At 59.4% G+C, this 17,999-nt stretch carries 20 protein-coding genes and 1 pseudogene; 15 read left to right on the forward strand and 6 right to left on the reverse strand.

Going from position 1 to position 17,999, the window contains the following annotated elements:
* Nucleotides 1–179: 179 nt before the first annotated feature.
* The gene (rhtA, locus tag D8U18_RS16690; protein ID WP_056856313.1) at nucleotides 180–1,067 is read left to right on the forward strand and encodes a threonine/homoserine exporter RhtA; all 888 of its coding nucleotides are present in this window, start codon (nucleotides 180–182) and stop codon (nucleotides 1,065–1,067) included.
* A gap of 167 nt (nucleotides 1,068–1,234) precedes the next feature.
* Nucleotides 1,235–1,516, forward strand: coding sequence for a hypothetical protein (locus D8U18_RS16695; RefSeq protein ID WP_056856314.1), 282 nt, complete (start codon nucleotides 1,235–1,237; stop codon nucleotides 1,514–1,516).
* An 11-nt stretch (nucleotides 1,517–1,527) separates the two neighbouring features.
* Here the strand turns inward: D8U18_RS16695 and D8U18_RS16700 are convergent, their stop codons facing one another.
* Nucleotides 1,528–2,088, reverse strand: coding sequence for a TetR/AcrR family transcriptional regulator (locus tag D8U18_RS16700; RefSeq protein ID WP_056856315.1), 561 nt, complete (start codon nucleotides 2,086–2,088; stop codon nucleotides 1,528–1,530).
* A gap of 92 nt (nucleotides 2,089–2,180) precedes the next feature.
* On the opposite strand from D8U18_RS16700, the gene D8U18_RS16705 reads away from it, so the two are divergent.
* Together D8U18_RS16705 and D8U18_RS16710 are read left to right on the forward strand one after the other, a co-directional pair.
* Nucleotides 2,181–2,909 (forward strand): SDR family oxidoreductase, encoded by a 729-nt coding sequence (locus D8U18_RS16705; protein WP_056856316.1) that lies wholly within the window; start codon nucleotides 2,181–2,183, stop codon nucleotides 2,907–2,909.
* Nucleotides 2,910–2,948: 39 nt separating this feature from the next.
* Complete coding sequence (locus D8U18_RS16710; protein ID WP_131108031.1) at nucleotides 2,949–3,539, forward strand: 2-hydroxychromene-2-carboxylate isomerase; 591 nt, start codon at nucleotides 2,949–2,951, stop codon at nucleotides 3,537–3,539.
* Here D8U18_RS16710 and D8U18_RS16715 read toward each other — a convergent pair.
* Nucleotides 3,536–4,534, reverse strand: coding sequence for a zinc-dependent alcohol dehydrogenase family protein (locus tag D8U18_RS16715; protein ID WP_131108032.1), 999 nt, complete (start codon nucleotides 4,532–4,534; stop codon nucleotides 3,536–3,538). The two genes, D8U18_RS16710 and D8U18_RS16715, sit on opposite strands and share 4 nt — an antisense overlap.
* Before the next feature lie 104 nt (nucleotides 4,535–4,638).
* Between D8U18_RS16715 and D8U18_RS16720 the strand changes: the two genes are divergently transcribed.
* A complete protein-coding gene (locus D8U18_RS16720; protein ID WP_177435031.1) occupies nucleotides 4,639–5,559 on the forward strand; it encodes a LysR family transcriptional regulator in 921 nt (306 codons plus the stop codon).
* On the opposite strand, the gene D8U18_RS16725 is transcribed toward D8U18_RS16720, so the two are convergent.
* From D8U18_RS16725 to D8U18_RS16740, 4 genes are all read right to left on the reverse strand, one after another.
* Nucleotides 5,552–7,360: an aminopeptidase P family protein gene (locus D8U18_RS16725; RefSeq protein WP_131108034.1), complete on the reverse strand. Its 1,809-nt coding sequence runs from the start codon at nucleotides 7,358–7,360 to the stop codon at nucleotides 5,552–5,554. The genes D8U18_RS16720 and D8U18_RS16725 overlap by 8 nt on opposite strands.
* A 63-nt stretch (nucleotides 7,361–7,423) precedes the next feature.
* A complete protein-coding gene (locus D8U18_RS16730; RefSeq protein ID WP_131108035.1) occupies nucleotides 7,424–8,581 on the reverse strand; it encodes an aminotransferase class V-fold PLP-dependent enzyme in 1,158 nt (385 codons plus the stop codon).
* Between the two features lie 206 nt (nucleotides 8,582–8,787).
* On the reverse strand, nucleotides 8,788–9,402 hold the full coding sequence (locus D8U18_RS16735) for a LysE family translocator (RefSeq protein WP_056856322.1): 615 nt from the start codon (nucleotides 9,400–9,402) through the stop codon (nucleotides 8,788–8,790).
* A gap of 102 nt (nucleotides 9,403–9,504) precedes the next feature.
* Complete coding sequence (locus D8U18_RS16740) at nucleotides 9,505–9,774, reverse strand: hypothetical protein (RefSeq protein WP_056856323.1); 270 nt, start codon at nucleotides 9,772–9,774, stop codon at nucleotides 9,505–9,507.
* Nucleotides 9,775–9,967: 193 nt separating this feature from the next.
* Between D8U18_RS16740 and D8U18_RS29050 the strand changes: the two are divergent.
* The 10 genes and pseudogenes from D8U18_RS29050 to D8U18_RS16785 all read left to right on the forward strand — a co-directional run.
* A pseudogene (locus D8U18_RS29050) lies at nucleotides 9,968–10,078 on the forward strand (hypothetical protein); the annotation flags it as partial.
* Nucleotides 10,079–10,280: 202 nt separating this feature from the next.
* A complete protein-coding gene (locus D8U18_RS16745; RefSeq protein WP_056856324.1) occupies nucleotides 10,281–10,739 on the forward strand; it encodes a VOC family protein in 459 nt (152 codons plus the stop codon).
* A 372-nt stretch (nucleotides 10,740–11,111) separates the two neighbouring features.
* On the forward strand, nucleotides 11,112–12,311 hold the full coding sequence (locus tag D8U18_RS16750) for a PepSY domain-containing protein (protein ID WP_131108036.1): 1,200 nt from the start codon (nucleotides 11,112–11,114) through the stop codon (nucleotides 12,309–12,311).
* Entirely contained in the window at nucleotides 12,308–12,850 is a 543-nt protein-coding gene (locus D8U18_RS16755; RefSeq protein ID WP_130908004.1) for a thiamine pyrophosphate-binding protein, read from the forward strand. The genes D8U18_RS16750 and D8U18_RS16755 overlap by 4 nt, the downstream gene beginning before the upstream one ends.
* Entirely contained in the window at nucleotides 12,847–13,182 is a 336-nt protein-coding gene (locus tag D8U18_RS16760; protein ID WP_130904061.1) for a hypothetical protein, read from the forward strand. The genes D8U18_RS16755 and D8U18_RS16760 overlap by 4 nt, the downstream gene beginning before the upstream one ends.
* A gap of 2 nt (nucleotides 13,183–13,184) precedes the next feature.
* Complete coding sequence (locus tag D8U18_RS16765) at nucleotides 13,185–13,757, forward strand: DUF6162 family protein (RefSeq protein WP_130908006.1); 573 nt, start codon at nucleotides 13,185–13,187, stop codon at nucleotides 13,755–13,757.
* A 35-nt stretch (nucleotides 13,758–13,792) separates the two neighbouring features.
* Nucleotides 13,793–14,719, forward strand: coding sequence for a metal ABC transporter substrate-binding protein (locus D8U18_RS16770; protein ID WP_056856329.1), 927 nt, complete (start codon nucleotides 13,793–13,795; stop codon nucleotides 14,717–14,719).
* On the forward strand, nucleotides 14,716–15,576 hold the full coding sequence (locus D8U18_RS16775; protein WP_131108037.1) for a metal ABC transporter ATP-binding protein: 861 nt from the start codon (nucleotides 14,716–14,718) through the stop codon (nucleotides 15,574–15,576). Before D8U18_RS16770 ends, D8U18_RS16775 begins: the two co-directional genes overlap by 4 nt.
* Nucleotides 15,576–16,475, forward strand: a complete 900-nt coding sequence (locus D8U18_RS16780; protein ID WP_056856331.1) for a metal ABC transporter permease — start codon at nucleotides 15,576–15,578, stop codon at nucleotides 16,473–16,475. Before D8U18_RS16775 ends, D8U18_RS16780 begins: the two co-directional genes overlap by 1 nt.
* Nucleotides 16,476–17,378 (forward strand): zinc ABC transporter substrate-binding protein, encoded by a 903-nt coding sequence (locus D8U18_RS16785; RefSeq protein WP_131108038.1) that lies wholly within the window; start codon nucleotides 16,476–16,478, stop codon nucleotides 17,376–17,378.
* The last annotated feature ends 621 nt before the right edge of the window (nucleotides 17,379–17,999 follow it).

A 17,999-nucleotide genomic window follows, 5' to 3' on the forward strand; every position in this document is an offset into this window, starting at 1 on the left:
GCCGGAAGTGGGGCGAATTATAGACACCTGAGATCTGCCGTCAAGCGTTGATTTGGTTTTTCTATCAGGATGAGCAAATTCACTGCTTATATATAGACGCGCCATCAAGGAATGCGCAGTATATTGCCCAACACAACAATTACGCTCCAGCTTCACCCTACTTTGGACGATGCCTTTCAATGAATGACCAGCCTCGCAGTCTTGCCTCGACCCTGTTCTCGGTCGGCCTGCTTTTAATAGCCATGGCATCGATCCAGTCCGGAGCTTCCCTGGCGAAAAGCATGTTCCCAGTTATTGGCGCCCAGGGGACCACCACTTTGCGCTTGATATTTGCCAGCGTGATCATGCTGCTGCTCCTGCGCCCATGGCGTGCGAAGCTCAGCGCCAAATCCCTGCGCACTGTCATCGTCTATGGCATGGCACTGGGCGGCATGAACTTCCTCTTCTATATGTCACTGCGCACAGTACCCCTGGGTATCGCCGTGGCCCTTGAGTTCACCGGCCCATTGGCCGTGGCCATTTATGCTTCACGCCGTGCCATCGATTTCCTGTGGATTGCTCTTGCAGCGGTTGGCTTGCTATTGCTGATACCGACCGGCGCGACAACTGCGGGTATCGACCTGGTAGGTGCCGGTTACGCACTGGGCGCTGGTGTTTGCTGGGCACTGTACATTCTGTTCGGGCAAAAAGCCGGAGCCGACAATGGCGTACAGACTGCTGCGTTAGGGGTGATGATTGCCGCCCTGTTCGTAGCACCGATAGGCATAGTTCACGCCGGCGCCGCGCTGCTGACCCCGTCACTGATTCCGATTGCCATCGGTGTCGCCATTCTGTCCACTGCCCTCCCCTATACCCTGGAGATGGTCGCTCTCACACGTATGCCCGCCAGAACATTTGGCACATTAATGAGCATCGAACCGGCATTTGGCGCGCTGTCAGGTCTGTTGTTCCTCAATGAGTACCTGTCTTTGTCACAGTGGATGGCTATCTTGTGCATCATCCTGGCATCCGTTGGTGCAACCATGACCATGGGCAGCTCCGCCAAGCCTGCCATTGCTGCCGATTGATGCAAGATTTGACGAGCCTCTGGTATTTGCCGCTCATTTAGGCCATGTTTAGCCCCGCAACCCAATGTCAGCCATGGACTTTTGAAGAAAGGGATATCAACACGCTTCATGCGAAAGCGAATACTGCCAGACCGGGCGCGAGATCCGGGACAGCAACAAGGACAGCAATGAAACGAATTTTGATTTTGATCGCCGTACTCGCGATTGCGGGCTGCTCAGCGACATCGAAGACCCAGGTCAAACATGGCAGGAAAGGGCTGCACATCAACTGTTCAGGGCTGTCGTCCTCTTGGGATCAGTGCTACGCCAGTGCCACTAACTCGTGCGCACCGAAAGGGTACAAGGTCATCGCCAAGTCAGGCGATGCGGTTGAAGAGCCCGGTGACTATCCGTTTGGCCTCAATCCTGCCGGTTATACCAGTCGCAGCATGATCGTCATCTGCAAATAGATTGCGAGTTGTCAGGTTCTCGGACTCGCCATTTGCCGTCCGATTTCATCGTAACTGGACTTCAGCACGGTATGCTGAAGCTCCGTAGTGGCGAGCATCCTCGCCACCACCAACGCCCCGATACATTGCGACAGGATGGCCCAAGCCAGGCTGTCGCTCTCCAGCACCTGCGCCCAGCTCTCCTGCAACCGACAAATCCAGTGCTCAGCCTCCTGGCGAATCGTCACGTCGGAACGGGCTATCTCCGCACCCAATGCCGGCAGTGCACAGCCCGTTTCCGGATGTTCGACGTGGGACATGCTCAGGTACTGCTTCAAGCAACGCTCGAGCTTGTCACGATCCTGCTCCGCTCCCAATCGCTCCAGACTTTGCCTCAGTTCACGTTCGACAACTGAAGCAAACAACTCGTCCTTTGAGGAGAAGTGGCTGTAGAAAGCCCCGCCACTCAAGCCGATCGCCTTCATCAAGCCATCCACGCCCACCGTCGAAAAACCGGATCTCTTGGCCGATACCGCACTGCTCTGCAGTAGTTTTTCCCTGGTTTGCAGCTTGTGATTAGCTGAGTAACGCATGGCCTTTCCCTCAGAGTTGATCGTCTTGACGCCTGTCGAATCGTAGCATAACGTTCGTTTAGTTAACGATCGTTTACCAAAGGGCTCTAGCCATGAATAACAAGAAGGTCGTACTGGTTGTTGGTGCTGGCGATGCCACCGGGGGCGCTATTGCCAAGCGTTTTGCCAAGGAAGGATTCACAGCCTGTGTCACCCGTCGCAGCGCAGACAAACTCCAGCCGCTGGTTGATTCGATTCTGGAGGACGGAGGACTGGCTCACGGCTTTGCCTGCGATGCACGCAAGGAAGAAGAAGTGGTGGCTTTGATCGAGCAGATTGAAAACGACATTGGCCCCATCGAAGCGTTTGTCTTCAATATCGGCGCAAACGTGCCTTGCAGCATTCTGGAAGAAACCGCCCGCAAGTATTTCAAGATCTGGGAAATGGCCTGTTTTTCGGGATTTCTCAATGCCCGCGAGGTAGCCATTCGCATGGCCAAGCGACAACGGGGAACGATCCTGTTCACCGGCGCCACCGCCGGCATGCGCGGCGCCGCCGGGTTTGCCGCGTTTGCCGGAGCGAAGCACGGCATTCGTGCCTTGGCGCAAAGCATGGCCCGTGAACTGGGGCCGATGAACATTCACGTCGCCCATGTCATCGTTGATGGTGCGATCGATACCGATTTCATCCGCGACAGCTTTCCCGAAAAGTACGCAACCAAAGACCAGGACGGCATTCTCAACCCCGAGCATATTGCCGAGAACTATTGGTACCTGCACAGCCAGCCTCGCGACGCCTGGACCTTCGAGCTGGACCTGCGCCCATGGAGCGAACGCTGGTAAGCCTTCCCCCCCTACAACAACAATCAGAGCGCAACGACCATGAGCAAAACCGTGGAGTTTTACTTCGACTTGGGCAGCCCCGCCACTTACCTGGCGTACACCCAGTTGCCCAAGATCTGTGAACAAACCGACAGCCAACTCATCTACGTTCCGATTCTGCTTGGTGGCGTTTTCAAAGCCACCGGCAATGCCTCCCCGGCGACTATTCCGGCCAAGGGGAAATACATGTTTCAGGACCTTGACCGCTATGCCAGACGATATGGCGTGCCGTTGAAGTTCAACCCGCATTTCCCGATCAACACCCTCATGCTGATGCGTGCCGTCACTGGCATGCAGTTGCGCCATCCGCAGCGTTTTTTGGCATTCGTCGATTGTCTGTTCAAAGCGCTCTGGGTTGATGGTCGCAGCCTCGATGAACCGGCAACGGTCGCCGCAGTATTGACTCAAAACGGCTTCGATCCCGACGAAGTGCTGGCTCTGACCGCCGAGGAAGAGATCAAAGCCGCATTGAAGGTCAATACCGAAAAAGCAGTGCAGCGCGGAGTATTTGGTGCGCCGAGCATGTTTGTCGATGATCAGCTGTTCTTCGGCCAGGATCGATTGGACTTCGTTCTTGAAGCCCTGAACTAGATCTCGATAACCAACCGTCCCTGCGCTGCTCCCGATTGCAGCAGCTCATGGGCGGTCTCGGCGTTTTGCAGGTTGAATCGGCGCGGATCGAGTATGGGCTTGAGCTTGCCTGCCTCGATCAAACCTGCCGCTTGCCGAAGAATCTCGCCGTGATGCTCACGCCCCTCGCCCGTCAGCAATGGCAGCAAAGTGAACACACCTGAATAGGTCGCCCCACGAAACGAGAGCGGCGCGAGGCTGTGCTGCCCCCACCCAAGGCAACTGAGGACATGTCCGTGATACACCCGCGCAGCCTTGAAAGAGAGGTCCAGGGTTTCACCGCCCACCGTGTCGTAAACGATATCGAAGCCCTGCCCGGCTGTGTATTGCGCCACGTACTCTTCGACTGAAGACTGGCGGTAATCGATGAACGTTGCGCCCAGGCCCTCGATAGTTTCCCGGTGTCGCCCAGAGCCCGTGGCAAAAACTTCGGCCCCCAATGCACGGGCGATCTGCACCGCGACATGACCGACACCCCCTGCCCCACCGTGAATCAACACTTTTTGCCCTGCTCGCACCTGCGCCCGGTCGACCAATCCTTCCCACGCTGTAATCAACACCAGCGGCAACCCGGCCGCTTCGCGCATGTTCAGATTGCCCGGTTTACGCGCCAATAGCCGTGCATCGACCACCGCGTACTCGGCCAGCGAACCCTGAACGCCGCCAATCCCCGTTGCCATGGCATAGACCTCATCACCCGGCACCCAGCCGTTTACGCCCTCCCCCAACGCTTCAACGGTACCCGCCAGATCCATGCCCAACACGGCCGGCAACGGTTGCCGCGCATGAGCGGCCTGGCCCGCACGAATCTTGCCGTCCAATGGATTCACCCCGCTGGCCGCGACCCGTACCAGTACCTGCCCCACACCTGGAGCTGGCTTGGGAATGGACACCAATCGTAGCGGCGCATTAGCCGATTCAACAATCTGTGCACGCATTTGCATTGAGTCAGTCATTTCGCATACTCCCGTCAGAGGTGGTTGTAGGAACGATCTTCAACCTTCCAACTCATGCCGATAAGACGCCAGATCGCTATAGTTCGTATGCCGTTGAAGCATTAATGAGGCGTCTCGTGGATAAATTAAACGCAATGGCGATCTTCGTCCGAGTGGTCGAACGCGGGAGCTTTTCCGCCGTCGCTCGAGAGATGCAGACCAGTCAGCCAACCATCAGTAAAGTGCTACGCGCGCTGGAAAGCGAACTGGGCGGAAAACTGATCGCTCGCAGTACCCGCAAGTTATCGCTGACTGACGAAGGTCAGCGTTACTACGATCAATGTCGGCAAATACTGGCTGCCGTGGACGCTGCCGAACACAGTTTCCAATCTGGGCGGGAGACCATCGCCGGCCCTTTGAGAATCGGTTCTTCCGTCAGTTTCGGGCGCCTGCAGATCGCGCCGCGCCTGCCCGCGTTTCTCGCGCGTTATCCCGGGATTCAGATTGACCTGCAACTGAGCGATCAAAACCAGGATCTGGTCAGCGAAGGCCTGGATGTCACGTTCAGGATCGGTGCGTTGAACGACAGCGGCCTGATTGCACGGCAGATCGGCACCACTCACCGGCTAACCGTCGCGACGCCGCAGTACCTGGCACAACACGGCGAACCGCAAAAGCCGGAGGATCTGCGCGAGCACAACTGCCTGCAGTTCAATCTGCTGACCAGTCAAAACCTGTGGGTTTACGACCATGGTACTGGTCGTCATGAAGTGCGGATCAAAGGCAATGCGCAGAGCAACAATTCCGAAGCCATTCGCGAAATGGTGCTGGGGGGATTGGGGATTGCATTGTCGCCAGTGTGGCTGTTCAGCGAGGATTTGAAAGCAGGGAAAGTGACCGCGATTTTGCAGGACTACAGTGCGCAGTCACTGCCGATACATGCCGTGTCCCCGGCGAATCGTCGCCAATCCGCCAGGGTCAAAGCCTTTGTCGACTACATGAGCCAGGCGCTGGAGGCAGCGCCCGAGCTGCAAGCAATCAAATAGCCGCAGTGCGTGTGTTCAGCCACTCAAGGGCGGCGCCGTCGAGCAACGGGCTCAAACGCTCCCGCACTTGCGCGTGGTAAGCGTTGAACCATTGTTTTTCCTCTTCGTTGAGCAACGAGGTTTCGAGGCAACGGGTGTCGATCGGGCACAGGGTCAGGGTTTCGAACTTCAGGAACTCGCCGAATTCGCTGCTGCCTGCTTCGCGGTTCATCGCCAGGTTTTCGATGCGCACGCCCCAACGACCAGGACGATATGTACCCGGCTCGATGGAGGTGATCATGCCCGGCAGCATCGCGGTTTGCGGCGCCGGCGCGGCCTGGTAGGCAATGACTTGCGGGCCTTCGTGAACATTGAGGAAGTAACCGACACCATGGCCGGTGCCGTGCCCGTAATCGACATTTTCGGCCCAGATCGGCGCCCGGGCGATGGCGTCCAGCAGTGGCGACAGAATGCCTTTCGGGAACTGCGCGCGGGACAAGGCAATCACGCCCTTGAGCACACGGGTGCAATCGCGCTTCTGCTCGTCAGTCGGCGTTCCCACCGCCACCATCCGGGTGATGTCGGTGGTGCCGCCGAGGTATTGACCGCCGGAATCGATCAGCAGCAGACCGTCACCTTCGATCACTGCGTGCTCTTCTTCGGTGGCGTGGTAATGCGGCATGGCGCCGTTGGCGTTGAATGCGGCAATGGTATTGAAGCTCAGCGACACGTAATCCGGACGACGTTCACGGGCAGCGGTGAGTTTTTCGTCAATGGTCAGTTCAGTAATGCGTTCGCGGCCCAGTGCCGAGTCCAGCCAGGTGAAGAATTCGCACAGTGCCGCGCCGTCCTGTTCCATGGCCCGCCGAATGTGTTCAGCATCGGCCAGGCTTTTCTGCGACTTGGCCAGGGTCGTCGGGTTCAAGCCCTCGACCAGTTTGACGCCATCGTTCAGGTTATCCAGCAAACCTGCGGTTACGCGAGCCGGATCGACCAGCAGGCTTGCGCCGTTCGGCACCGCGCGCAAGGCGTCGGCTACTTCGCTGTAGTCACGCAGGGTCACGCCGTCCTGTTCAAGGACCGTGCGCAGCTCGGCGTCGACCTTGCTCAGCGCCACAAACAGGGTCGCCTGCTGCTGGCTGATCAAGGCAAAAGATACGAAAACCGGGTTGAACGAGACATCGCCGCCGCGCAGGTTGAACAGCCAGGCGATGTCATCGAGGGTAGCAATGAAATGCCAGTCAGCGCCACGTGCCTGCAGGGTTTCACGCAGCCTGGCGAGTTTTTCGCCACGACTGACTGTCGCCTGCGGAGGCAAGTGTTGATAGATCGGCGCGTTCGGCAGCGTCGGGCGATCGCTCCAGACTTCACTCAACAGATCGATGTCGGTGCGCAGGCGTGCACCGCGCTCTTCGAGTTTGCCACCCAAGGTACGCGCCGAGGCCACGGCCATTACCGCACCATCGACCGCCACCACGCCGCCTTCCGGGGTTTGCTCGGCGAGCCAGTCCAGGGGGCTTGGCTGACCCGGTTGCAGCTTGACCAGTTCGATGCCGCTGCCCTTGAGTTCCTTCGTTGCCTGTTCCCAATAACGGCTGTCGGCCCAGACTCCGGCGAAGTCCGCAGTGACGATCAGCGTGCCGACCGAGCCATGGAAACCCGACAACCATTGCCGCCCTTGCCAGTAACCCGGCAGATATTCGGACAGGTGCGGATCTGCCGACGGCACCAGCAAGGCGTAAATGCCCTCCCGGCTCATCAGCTCGCGGGTATGCGCCAGGCGCTGAGGCACTGATCCTGTAATCGAAAACTGCGTATTCATCATGACTCCTGCTAACCACTCATCATTATTGTTCAGTGCCGATCAATGCCGGCGCTTTTCGCCTTACTGCCAGAATGCCGGGGCACTGGTGCAGGCCGTTTTAATCAGTTGTACGGCTTGATCGATATCCTGCTCGGTGGTGAAACGTCCGAGGCTCAAGCGAATGGTGCGACTCGCCGAACGGGCGTCATGCCCCAGCGCCAGCAGCACGTGGGACGGCGCATTGCTCGCGGAATTACAGGCCGAGGTCGCGGAAAAAGCGATCGACGCGAGCAATGCCGTTGAGTTGAACTCGCCTTCACCGAAGGTCAGGCTCAAGGTGTGCGGAATGCGTTGGGTCGGGCTGCCATTGAGTCGCACGCCGGGCATGCTCAGCAGCTGATCGAGCAAGCGCTCGCGCAGACCCGCGATCACGGCTTTTTCTTCGTCGAAAGCAGCCGCAGCCAAGGCAAAGGCCGCCCCCATGCCGGCAATCTGGTGGGTTGCCAGGGTGCCGGAGCGCAGGCCACCTTCGTGCCCGCCGCCATGGATCTGGGCCAGCAAACGCGGGCGCGCCCGCGGGCCGACGTACAACGCACCGATGCCTTTGGGGCCGTAGAGCTTGTGCGCCGAAAACGACATCAAGTCTACCGGCCACTCGGCCAGATCGATCCTGACCTTGCCCGCGCCCTGCGCCGCGTCGACATGCAACAGCGCACCGCGCTCGCGCACTACCTGGCCGATGGCCGGGATGTCGTTGACAGTGCCCAGCTCGTTGTTGACCAACATCAACGACACCAGAAAGGTGTCTTCACGCATGGCCTCGCTGACCGCTTGCGCGGTGATCAGACCATCGGCGTCCGGCACCAGGTAGGTCACTTCGACGCCGCACTCCTGCAGCTGACGGGCAGTGTCGAGGATTGCCTTGTGTTCGATCTGACTGGTGATGATGTGACCGCCGGCGACACCGCGCGCCTGGGCTACGCCCTTGAGGGCCAGGTTATTGGATTCGGTGGCACCGGAGGTCCAGACGATTTGCTCAGCCTCGGCGCCTACCAGCTCGGCGACCTGGCGTCGCGCTTGCTCGACCGATTGCCGGGCCTGTTGACCGAAAGCGTGGGAGCTGGACGCGGGGTTGCCAAAGTTGCCGTTGAAGCCCAGACACTCGACCATGACCTTGATGACTCGCTCATCCACCGGCGTGGTGGCGGCGTAGTCGAAATACAGCGGACGTTTATTCATAAAAGACTCGCAGAGCGTGTTCCGGGATCAGGAGGCTCGTGACTGCAAACGGCGAAACGCAGCCTTGTGAGCTGCGTGCGGTTTTCAGAACGTTACCAATACCTGATCGGATGCCGTTAAAGAAGTACAACTTCATTTAAAAGTGCGTAGGAACGCTCCTGAAAAGTGAGCTTAACAGGCATCGGGCAATCGGTTGAAGCAATGCGTCAGTTGAAGCTTTCGAGCAGGATCGGATACAGCGACGCCACCAGCAATGCAGCCATGCTCCAGTTGAACAGGCGCAGCCAGCGGCGATCCTTCAAAACGTTGCGCAGCAGCGTGCCGCATGCCGCCCAGACACCGACGCTGGGCAAGTTGATCAGGGCGAAAACCGCCGCAATAACAATCACATTGGTGAAATAACCCTGCATTGGCGTGTAGGTGCTGATTGCACCGATCGCCATGATCCAGGCCTTGGGGTTGACCCATTGGAAAGCGGCGGCACCGAGGTAGCTGATCGGTTTCGCCTCGCCCTTCGCACTGTCCGAGACCGGCCCCGAGTGCGCGATTTTCCACGCCAGGTACAACAAATACGCCGCGCCGACGTAGCGCAATACGGTGTAGAGCAAGGGATAAGTCTGGAACACCGCGCCCAACCCGAAACCCACCGCCACTACCAACACGAAGAAGCCGCATGTGATGCCGAGCATGTGGGGGATCGTGCGGTTAAATCCGAAATTCACGCCGGATGCCAACAACATGGTGTTGTTCGGGCCGGGCGTAATCGAGGTCACAAGAGCAAACAGGGCAAAGCCCAGCAGCAGATCAAGCGAGAGCGTCATGGGGGTGCAGTCCATCAGGGTCGGTCAGGTATAGACCCTATCGCACACCCTCGGTGAAACCCATGGACAGTTGGGAGAAAGTTGAACCCGTACAGTTTTTGCTCAGCTCTGACGACCGTGCAGCTGTACAGCTCGTTCGGCGTTCATCTCGCCCTTTCTGTCGAACCCAAAAGTCTTTTGCGGCTGCCCGAGCAGTTCCGCTTTTTTCGCGTGGTATTCATCGAACGACAAGCCGCGACGATTCAACGCTTCCAGAGCCAATTGCCGGGTTTCTTCGGCGGTGTAGGGCCGCAGTTCCGGGGAGACATGGCTGGCACATCCGGCAAGTACGGAGATCGCAAGCAGCAAGAAAGTGGCGATGAAAGTTTTCATGTTCGGCGTCCTGGCATCTGGGTTCGGGGCAATGAACACAGGCTACTCGCGCCATTGGATGAGCAGAAATCAACCGTCTCGATAGTCGCTATCGAGTTTTCCTGATGCTTGACTGATTCGAGCTATATAGTCGTAACAGTTCTATACGTGCTTTTTTATGACTTTTTAGGAATAACAGACCGCGTTTATAACATTGTTGCCCGAACCCTTCGCCAGTCTCGCCGGGCGCGGCCTCACCATCCTGGCAGGGCCGTTCGGCGAAATGATCGCCAATAATGTATTGCTCACCCAACCTACGGCTTGATCCTCGCCGTTCTTGCATGACAAATACCAGGCCAAGTGCTGACAGTGGCATTGATGCGCTACGCCTGTCGGCAGCCTGATGTAATGGGTGAACTTGAAACCTGCTGAAGATCAAATCTAAGGATCGCAGTCTTCGGCAGCTCCTACACTTGATGGTCCTGCTAGAAAGCAGCGAATTCACAACAAGAACAGGGAGAACCATCATGAGCGTTAAACCCATTCCCGAGGGCTATCACAGCATCACGCCGTACCTGGGCATTGCCAAAGCCGCTGAAGCCATCGACTTCTACAAGAAAGCCTTCGGTGCCATCGAAGTCATGCGCCTGTCGATGCCGGACGGCGGTATCGGACACGCCGAGCTGCGTATCGGCGACTGCCCGATCATGCTCGGCACGCCATGCGATCAAGGGCCGTTGAGCAATCCGGACAACTCACCGTCGGTGGGCCTGCATGTGTATGTAACCGATGTGGACAAGTCCTACAAACAGGCGATCGACGCGGGTGGCACCGTGGTGTCCGAGGTCAAGGATCAGTTTTACGGCGACCGTACCGGTACCTTGAAGGATCCCTATGGGCATCTCTGGTTTTTGGCTACCCGTAAAGAGGACCTGACTCAAGAGCAGATTGAGCAGCGGGCCAAGGAGATGTTTCAGCAGGGCTGAAAGCTTCGGTGCCTGAACAGGCCTCATCGCGGGCAAGCCCGCTCCCACAGGGATTGATGGCGTGCACATCATGCGTGAGCGCCGGGATACCTGTAGGAGCCGGCTTGCTGGCGAGGGTCGTTGACGATTACGCGTGATGTCTGGTTGAACGCGGGGTATTCATCGCCAGCAAGCCGGCTCCTACGGGGAACGAAGAAGAAAGACAACGCGAAACATTTTCTTTCATATCACCCTTCGGGATTTTGGGTGCTCATCCGTCCTATATAGATGCAGTCCTGTCGCCCAGGCAAAAGCCACGGCCGGGCCTTTCATGGACCTCATCGCTGCGAAGCCCGTAGCAGAGGCCTTTCATCGATATAAGACACCCTCATCATGTCGAAGAAATCCCGTTCAAAACTTTGGTTCCTGGTCCATAGCTGGCTGGCGTTGCCGATCTGGTTTTTTGTCCTGATCGTCTGCGTGACCGGCACACTGGCCGTGGTCAGCCAGGAAATCGTCTGGCTGGCCAACCCGCAAATGCGCGCCAGCCAACCGTCGGACGATGCGCCGCGGCTCAATTACGACCAGATCGTCAGCGCGATCAAAAAGGCCGAGCCCGATATCATCATCGATAGCATCAGTCGTCCCGACGAGTCGCACTTTGCCCTCGACGTCAGCGTCAATTATCCCGACGGGCGTTCACTGACGGTCTACGTCAACCCCTACACCGGCGTAATTCAAGGCCCTGCTCCGCAATTCAACTTCAAGGCGTTTACCCGTGCGCTGCATGGCTGGTGGCTGGTGCCGTTCACCAATGGCTATAGCTGGGGCTGGTATCTGGTGTCGTTCCTCAGCCTGCCGTTGCTGGCTTCGTTGATCACCGGGCTGGTGGTGTACAAGCGCTTTTGGAAAGGTTTCTTGCGCCCGACCCTGCGCATTCGCCACGGCGCGCGGATTTTCTGGGGTGATTTTCACCGGCTCAGCGGCATCTGGTCGATCTGGTTCATTGCGGTGATTTCCGTCACCAGTACCTGGTTCCTGATCGAAGCGTTCATGTTCGACAACCAGATTTCCATCTCCACCGCTCCGGTGGCGGCTGTGGTGCCGCGTGAGAACGTGCCGCTCACCGCGGATGGTTCGGCGGCGCCGATGATCAGCCTGGAGGCCGCGATTCGTGAAGCCAAGGCGCGCATTCCCGGCCTGGACGAAAGTTTTGTCAGCATGCCGGCCAACGCCTACAGCTACCTGTCGGTGGGTGGTCGCAGTTGGTATCCGCTGATGTTCCAGACCGCCGATATCAACCCGTACAGCGGCGAGGTGGCTGCCACGCGCCTGCTGTCGGACCGCTCGGGCCTGGAATTCGTGACCGAGTCCATGCGTCCACTGCACACCGGTGATTTCGGTGGATTGTGGATCAAGCTGATCTGGTTCTTCTTTGGTCTGCTGCTGAGCATGATGGTGCTCAGCGGTCTGTTGATCTGGACCAAACGCACCGCCCTGGCTACCGCCAATGCCCTCAAGCGCAGCCACAAACGCCCGCGTAACGAAAGTATCCCGGTGACCAGCCGTGAAAGCACGGAGGTCAGCCAATGAGCCTGTTCGCCGCGGAAAAACCGGGCTCGGCACTGAGCCGCTTTTGGCACAAATGGCGTTTCCACATCAACGTTCTGCTATTGCTGGTGCCGCTGGGCTTCATGCCCAAGTACTTCGCCGACGCCGCACTGTTTCGCGGTGACACCGGGCTTGGCGAGCGAGAAATCGGTGAAGTTCAGGTCGGCCCGTGGAGCGTGCGTCTGGCTGAGTTGCGCAATGAAGCACCACGGCCCGATGGCCCGGCCGGCCACATGAAAAGCTTCAATGCCGCGCTGTGCGACAGCTGCCGCGAGCAGGTCAAGGCCACTTACCTGCGCATCGGCAAACCCCGCAGCCTGCGCGCCGCCGGGGTGATTTTCTTCGGCACGCCGTACCGCATGGGCGCCATGTTGCCGATTCCGGAAAAAACCAAAGCCGACGCCGAACTGTGGATCACCATGGAAGGCTGGGACGGCTCCATGCATCAGGCATCCATTCCTCTGAGCCAGGCATCGCCCGCCACCATCGCCTGGTTGAGCATTCAAGGAGGCAAACCATGATCAACGTTATCCGTCCTCTCAGCGCTGCGCTTGTATTGTTTTGCGCCGGTTTCAGCGCCAGCGCCCTGGCCCACAACCCGATGTGCGAATGCAAGGCCATCGACGCCGAGCAGATCAAGTGCACCGGCGGTTTCTCCGACGGCAGCGGCGCACCCGGCGTGACCCTCGACGTGATCGGCTATGACGAGACCATTCTGGTTCCAGGCAAGCTCGGGGCCGATTCGACCCTGACCTTCAAGAAGCCCGGCGCCGAGTTTTATGTGCTGTTCGACGCAGGCCCCGGCCACGTGGTCGAAATCGACCAAGCGGACATCGAGGCGCCCGGGACATGAGCATGAGTCCGCCCACCACGCAAGTCGTCCGCCCGGCCGGTGCCGGTCATGAAACGCTCTACGTATTGCTGCTGTGCCTGATCATTCTGGCAGTAGCCGGGTCGGTGGTCGCCTGGCGCGGTGAGTCGCAGGAAGCGAGCAGCGTCAACAGCCATCAGCTGGATGCCCGACGCGACCTCAGCGCTTCAGAACAAGGCATCTACGCCGATCTGCGGGTGACGCTGGACGAAATTCACTTGCTGCGCCAGGAACAACACACCCTGCCGGCACCTGAAACCCTTGCCGCTGAGGGCTTCGCGCCGTTTGCCCAAGACGCCAGTTCGGTCAGTCGCGGCGGCCATGCCTGGCAATTGCTCGATGCCAGGGCTTACTTCGGCCAGAGCCAGGTCGCCAGCGTGGCCGGCTCGTTTCTGATGCGCCTGACCGCCGAGGATGACGCGCCGGACATCTGGCTCAACCGTGCCACCGACCTCAAGCCCCCTGCCGACCTCAGCGATGCCGCGCTCGAAAGCGCCGGCTGGCAGCAGATCGTCGCGCAATTCGATGCCGGCGTGACCCGCCAGCACCGGCACTGAACCCTCGCTTTCACCCGAGAGAAGACCGCTTTCCCATGCCTATTTCATCGCTACGCTCGATTCTGCGCCTGACACTGGTCGGCCTGCTGGCCTGCCTGCTGACACCCCTGGCCAGCGCCGAGGAGGCCAAGCGCCTGCGCATCGGCATCACCCTGCATCCGTATTACAGCTACGTGGCCAACATCGTCGGCGACAAGGCCGAAGTGGTGCCGCTGATTCCTGCCGGTTTCAATCCCCATGCCTACGAACCTCGCGCCGAAGACATCAAGCGCATCAGCGGCCTCGATGTAATCGTGCTCAATGGCGTGGGCCACGACGACTTTGCCGACCGCATGATCGCCGCCAGCGAAACGCCGAAGGTGCCGGTGATCGAAGCCAACGAAAACGTACCGCTGCTGGCCGCCACCGGCGTCGCTGCGCGCGGTGCCGGCAAGGTGGTGAACCCGCACACCTTCCTGTCGATCAGCGCGTCGATTGCCCAGGTCAACAACATTGCCCGGGAGCTGGGCAAACTCGACCCGGTTAACGCCAAGACCTACACCGAAAACGCCCGCGCCTACGGCAAACGCCTGCGCAAGATGCGCGCCGATGCCCTGGCCAGACTAACCCAGGCTCCCAACGCTGAACTGCGGGTGGCCACGGTACACGCGGCCTACGACTATCTGCTGCGCGAATTCGGCCTGGAGGTCACCGCCGTGGTCGAACCCGCCCACGGTATCGAACCAAGCCCGAGTCAGTTGAAGAAAACCATCGACCAACTGCGTGAATTGGACGTGAAGGTGATCTTCTCGGAGATGGATTTCCCGTCGTCCTATGTCGACACGATTCAGCGTGAATCCGGGGTCAAGCTGTATCCGCTGTCCCATATTTCCTACGGCGAATACACCGCCGACAAGTACGAAAAGGAAATGACCGGTAACCTCAACACCGTAGTGCGGGCGATTCAGGAGTCAGGCCAATGACATCGAAGGAAACCATCCTGGCCGACACGCAAAGCCCTGTAGGAACGAGCCTGCTCGCGAAGGCGTCCGGTCAGCCAGCATCACTGTCAACTGAAACACCGCAATCGCGACGGTGCGACGATTCGACAAGCTCGCTCCTACAGGGGGTGGGGCCAACGCTGGATTTCGCAGAGGTCAGCCTGACGTTGGGTCGCACGACGATCCTCGACAAGGTCAGCTTTCAGGTTCGGCCCGGCAGCGTGCATGCACTGGTCGGCCCCAACGGAGGCGGCAAGAGTTCGTTGATCAAGACCTTGCTCGGGCAGATGCCGCATCAGGGTCGCCTGAGTCTGCAATGGCCGGGCGAACCGGGGACCATCGGTTATGTGCCACAAGCCCTGGAGTTCGACCGCGGCCTGCCGCTGACCGTCGACGATTTCATGGCTGCCATGTGCCAGCGCCGCCCGGCCTTCCTCGGTCTGAGCAAGCACTACGCGGCGGCGATTGGCGAGGCGCTGGAGCGGGTCGGCATGCAGGACAAGCGCAAGCGGCGCATGGGTGCGCTGTCAGGTGGCGAACGTCAGCGGGTGTTGTTGGCGCAAGGGCTGATTCCGGCGCCGCAATTGCTGGTGCTCGACGAACCGATGTCAGCCCTCGATGAGGCCGGTATCCAGGTGTTCGAGCGTTTGCTCGGCGACTGGCGTGCGGCGGGGATCACCGTGTTGTGGATCGAGCACGATCTGGAGGCCGTGGGCCGTCTGGCCGATCACGTTACCGGTCTCAATCGCCGGGTACTGTTCGACGCCACACCGAAACAGGCGCTGACGCCGGACCGTTTGCTGAGCCTGTTTTCGACCCACCCGCGGAGCGTTGCCTGATGAGTTACGAAGCTTTTCGCCTGATGGTCCAGGGCTGGGCATCGTCGGGTTATCTGCCTGAGGCGCTGGCCTATGGATTTGTGGTCAACGCGCTGCTCGCCGGGCTGTTGATCGGCCCGGTACTGGGCGGTCTGGGCACGCTGGTGGTGGTCAAGCGCTTCGCGTTCTTCTCCGAAGCGGTGGGCCACGCCGCACTAACCGGCGTGGCCATCGGCATCTTGCTCGGCGAACCCTACACCGGCCCTTATGGCAGCCTGTTCGGCTACTGTCTGCTGTTCGGCATCCTGCTCAACTACCTGCGCAACCGCACCGGCCTGGCACCGGACACCTTGATCGGCGTGTTCCTGTCGGTGTCCCTGGCGCTGGGGGCGAGCCTGCTGCTGATTCTGGCGGGCAAGATCAACGTGCACATTCTGGAAAACGTGCTGTTCGGCTCGGTGCTGACAGTCAACGGCAATGACTTGCTGGTGCTGGCCATCGTCGGCTCGCTGGTGATGGCCCTGGCTTTGCCGCTGTACAACCGCATCATGCTCGCCAGTTTCAATCCGCAACTGGCGGCGGTTCGCGGTGTAGCGGTGAAGTCGCTGGATTATCTGTTCGTGATTCTGGTGACGCTGATCACCGTCGCCGCGGTGAAAGTCATCGGCGCGATTCTGGTCGGTGCCCTGCTGGTAATTCCGGCCGCAGCGGCACGGTTGCTCAGCCAATCGTTGAAAGGCTTTTTCTGGTGTTCGGTGCTGATCGCCACGATCAGCACACTGTGCGGGATTCTCGCGCCGATCGTCTTCGACCTGCCGATCCCCTCTGGTGCCGCGATCATTCTGGTGGCCGGTATCGCCTTCGCCCTGGCCGCCATCGCGCGCGGCGTCGTCCCCAGCCTGAAAGGGAACCTTGGATAAATGACTTTTTCTCTACGCCAATTGACCCTGGCGATCACCCTGTGCGGGCTGACTACCGCCTCTTTCGCCGCTGACAACAACAAACCGCTGCGCGTGATCGCGTCCTTGCCGATCACTTATGGCTTGGGCGAAGCGCTGCTCAAAGGTACCGACGTCAGTCTGCAACGCGCAGCGCCGGACAATCTGCCCGGCAGCCGTCAGACCGCCTACTTCACCGGACGGGGCGCTCAGGCGCTGGCAAAACTGGCGGCCGACGCCGACGCGGTGATCGGCCTGCGTTCGTTGTGGCCGGATGATCCGCTGTATCCGATCTCACGGCGCAGCAACATCCGTATCGTCGAAGTCGACGCCGCCCGCCCGGTGGACGGCGCCCTGCCAGGCATCGCCGTGCAACCTGGCAACAAGGTCGATGGCTTGAACAGTCAGCCGTGGCTGGCCAGCAACAACATGGGACGCATGGCGGACGTGATGGCGGCGGACCTGGTGCGCCTGGCGCCCGAGGCCAAGCCGGCAATCGAAGCCAATCTGGCGACACTCAAACAGCGCCTGCTCAAGCTCAGCGCGCAAAGCGAGGCGCGCCTGGCTGCCGCTGACAACCTCAGTGTGATGAGCCTGAGCGATCACTTCGGCTACCTGATCAGTGGTCTCAATCTTGAGCTTGTCGGCCTTGATGCGAGGCCCGATGCCGAGTGGACGCCTGAGGCGTTGAAGGCGTTGGGGGCGACGCTCAAGGACAATGACGTGGCGCTGGTGTTGCATCATCGCCAGCCTTCGGATGCGCTCAAAGCAGTGATTGCTGAAGCCGGGAGTCGGTTGGTGGTGTTGAGTGTCGACGCGGCTGATCCGGTGGCGGAGTTGGAGGGCGATGTGGATTTGCTGATCAAGGGGTTGAGTGGGGCCTGACGGCAGTTCTTCCGGGTTATCGTTCATCGCCAGCAGGCTGGCTCCCACGTAGGGGCCGCGGTCTTACTTGCGATTAATGCCCCACTGAAGAGTTCCGTGGGTGTCAATTTACGCATTTTTGATTCGTGTACATTTCCGTTGCTGCGGTAACGGCGGCGAGCCTGCGCGCGATGGCTTCGTGTCAATTTACGCATTTTTGATTCGTGTACATATCCGTTGCTGCGGTAACAGCGGCTTTTACGTTGTGAGGTGTACATATCCGTTGCTGCGGTAACGGCTGCTTATGGTTCCGCTCTTACAGCGGGTCACTTTGGAAAAGCCCCAAAGTAACCAAAGGGCTCTGCCCCACCATTCGGTGCCTCGCCAAGGCTCGGCATGCCCTCACTCCGGCATTGCTCCGGGGGCCCGCCGCCATCGGCCATCCATGGCCGGGGGCGGCTACCTCGGCATCCATGCCGAGGTGCCCCCTACGCAATACCTGCGTTCGGCCTCTGGAAACGGGGCAAGAGATCAAAAACCAAAGCCAAAGCCAAAGCCAAAGCCAAAGCCAAAGCCAAAGCCAAAGCCAAAGCAAAGCAAAGCAAAGCAAAGCAAAGCAAAGCAAAGCAAAGCAAAGCAAAG

Source organism: Pseudomonas sp. Sample_10, from assembly GCF_004321495.1.
Lineage (GTDB): Bacteria > Pseudomonadota > Gammaproteobacteria > Pseudomonadales > Pseudomonadaceae > Aquipseudomonas.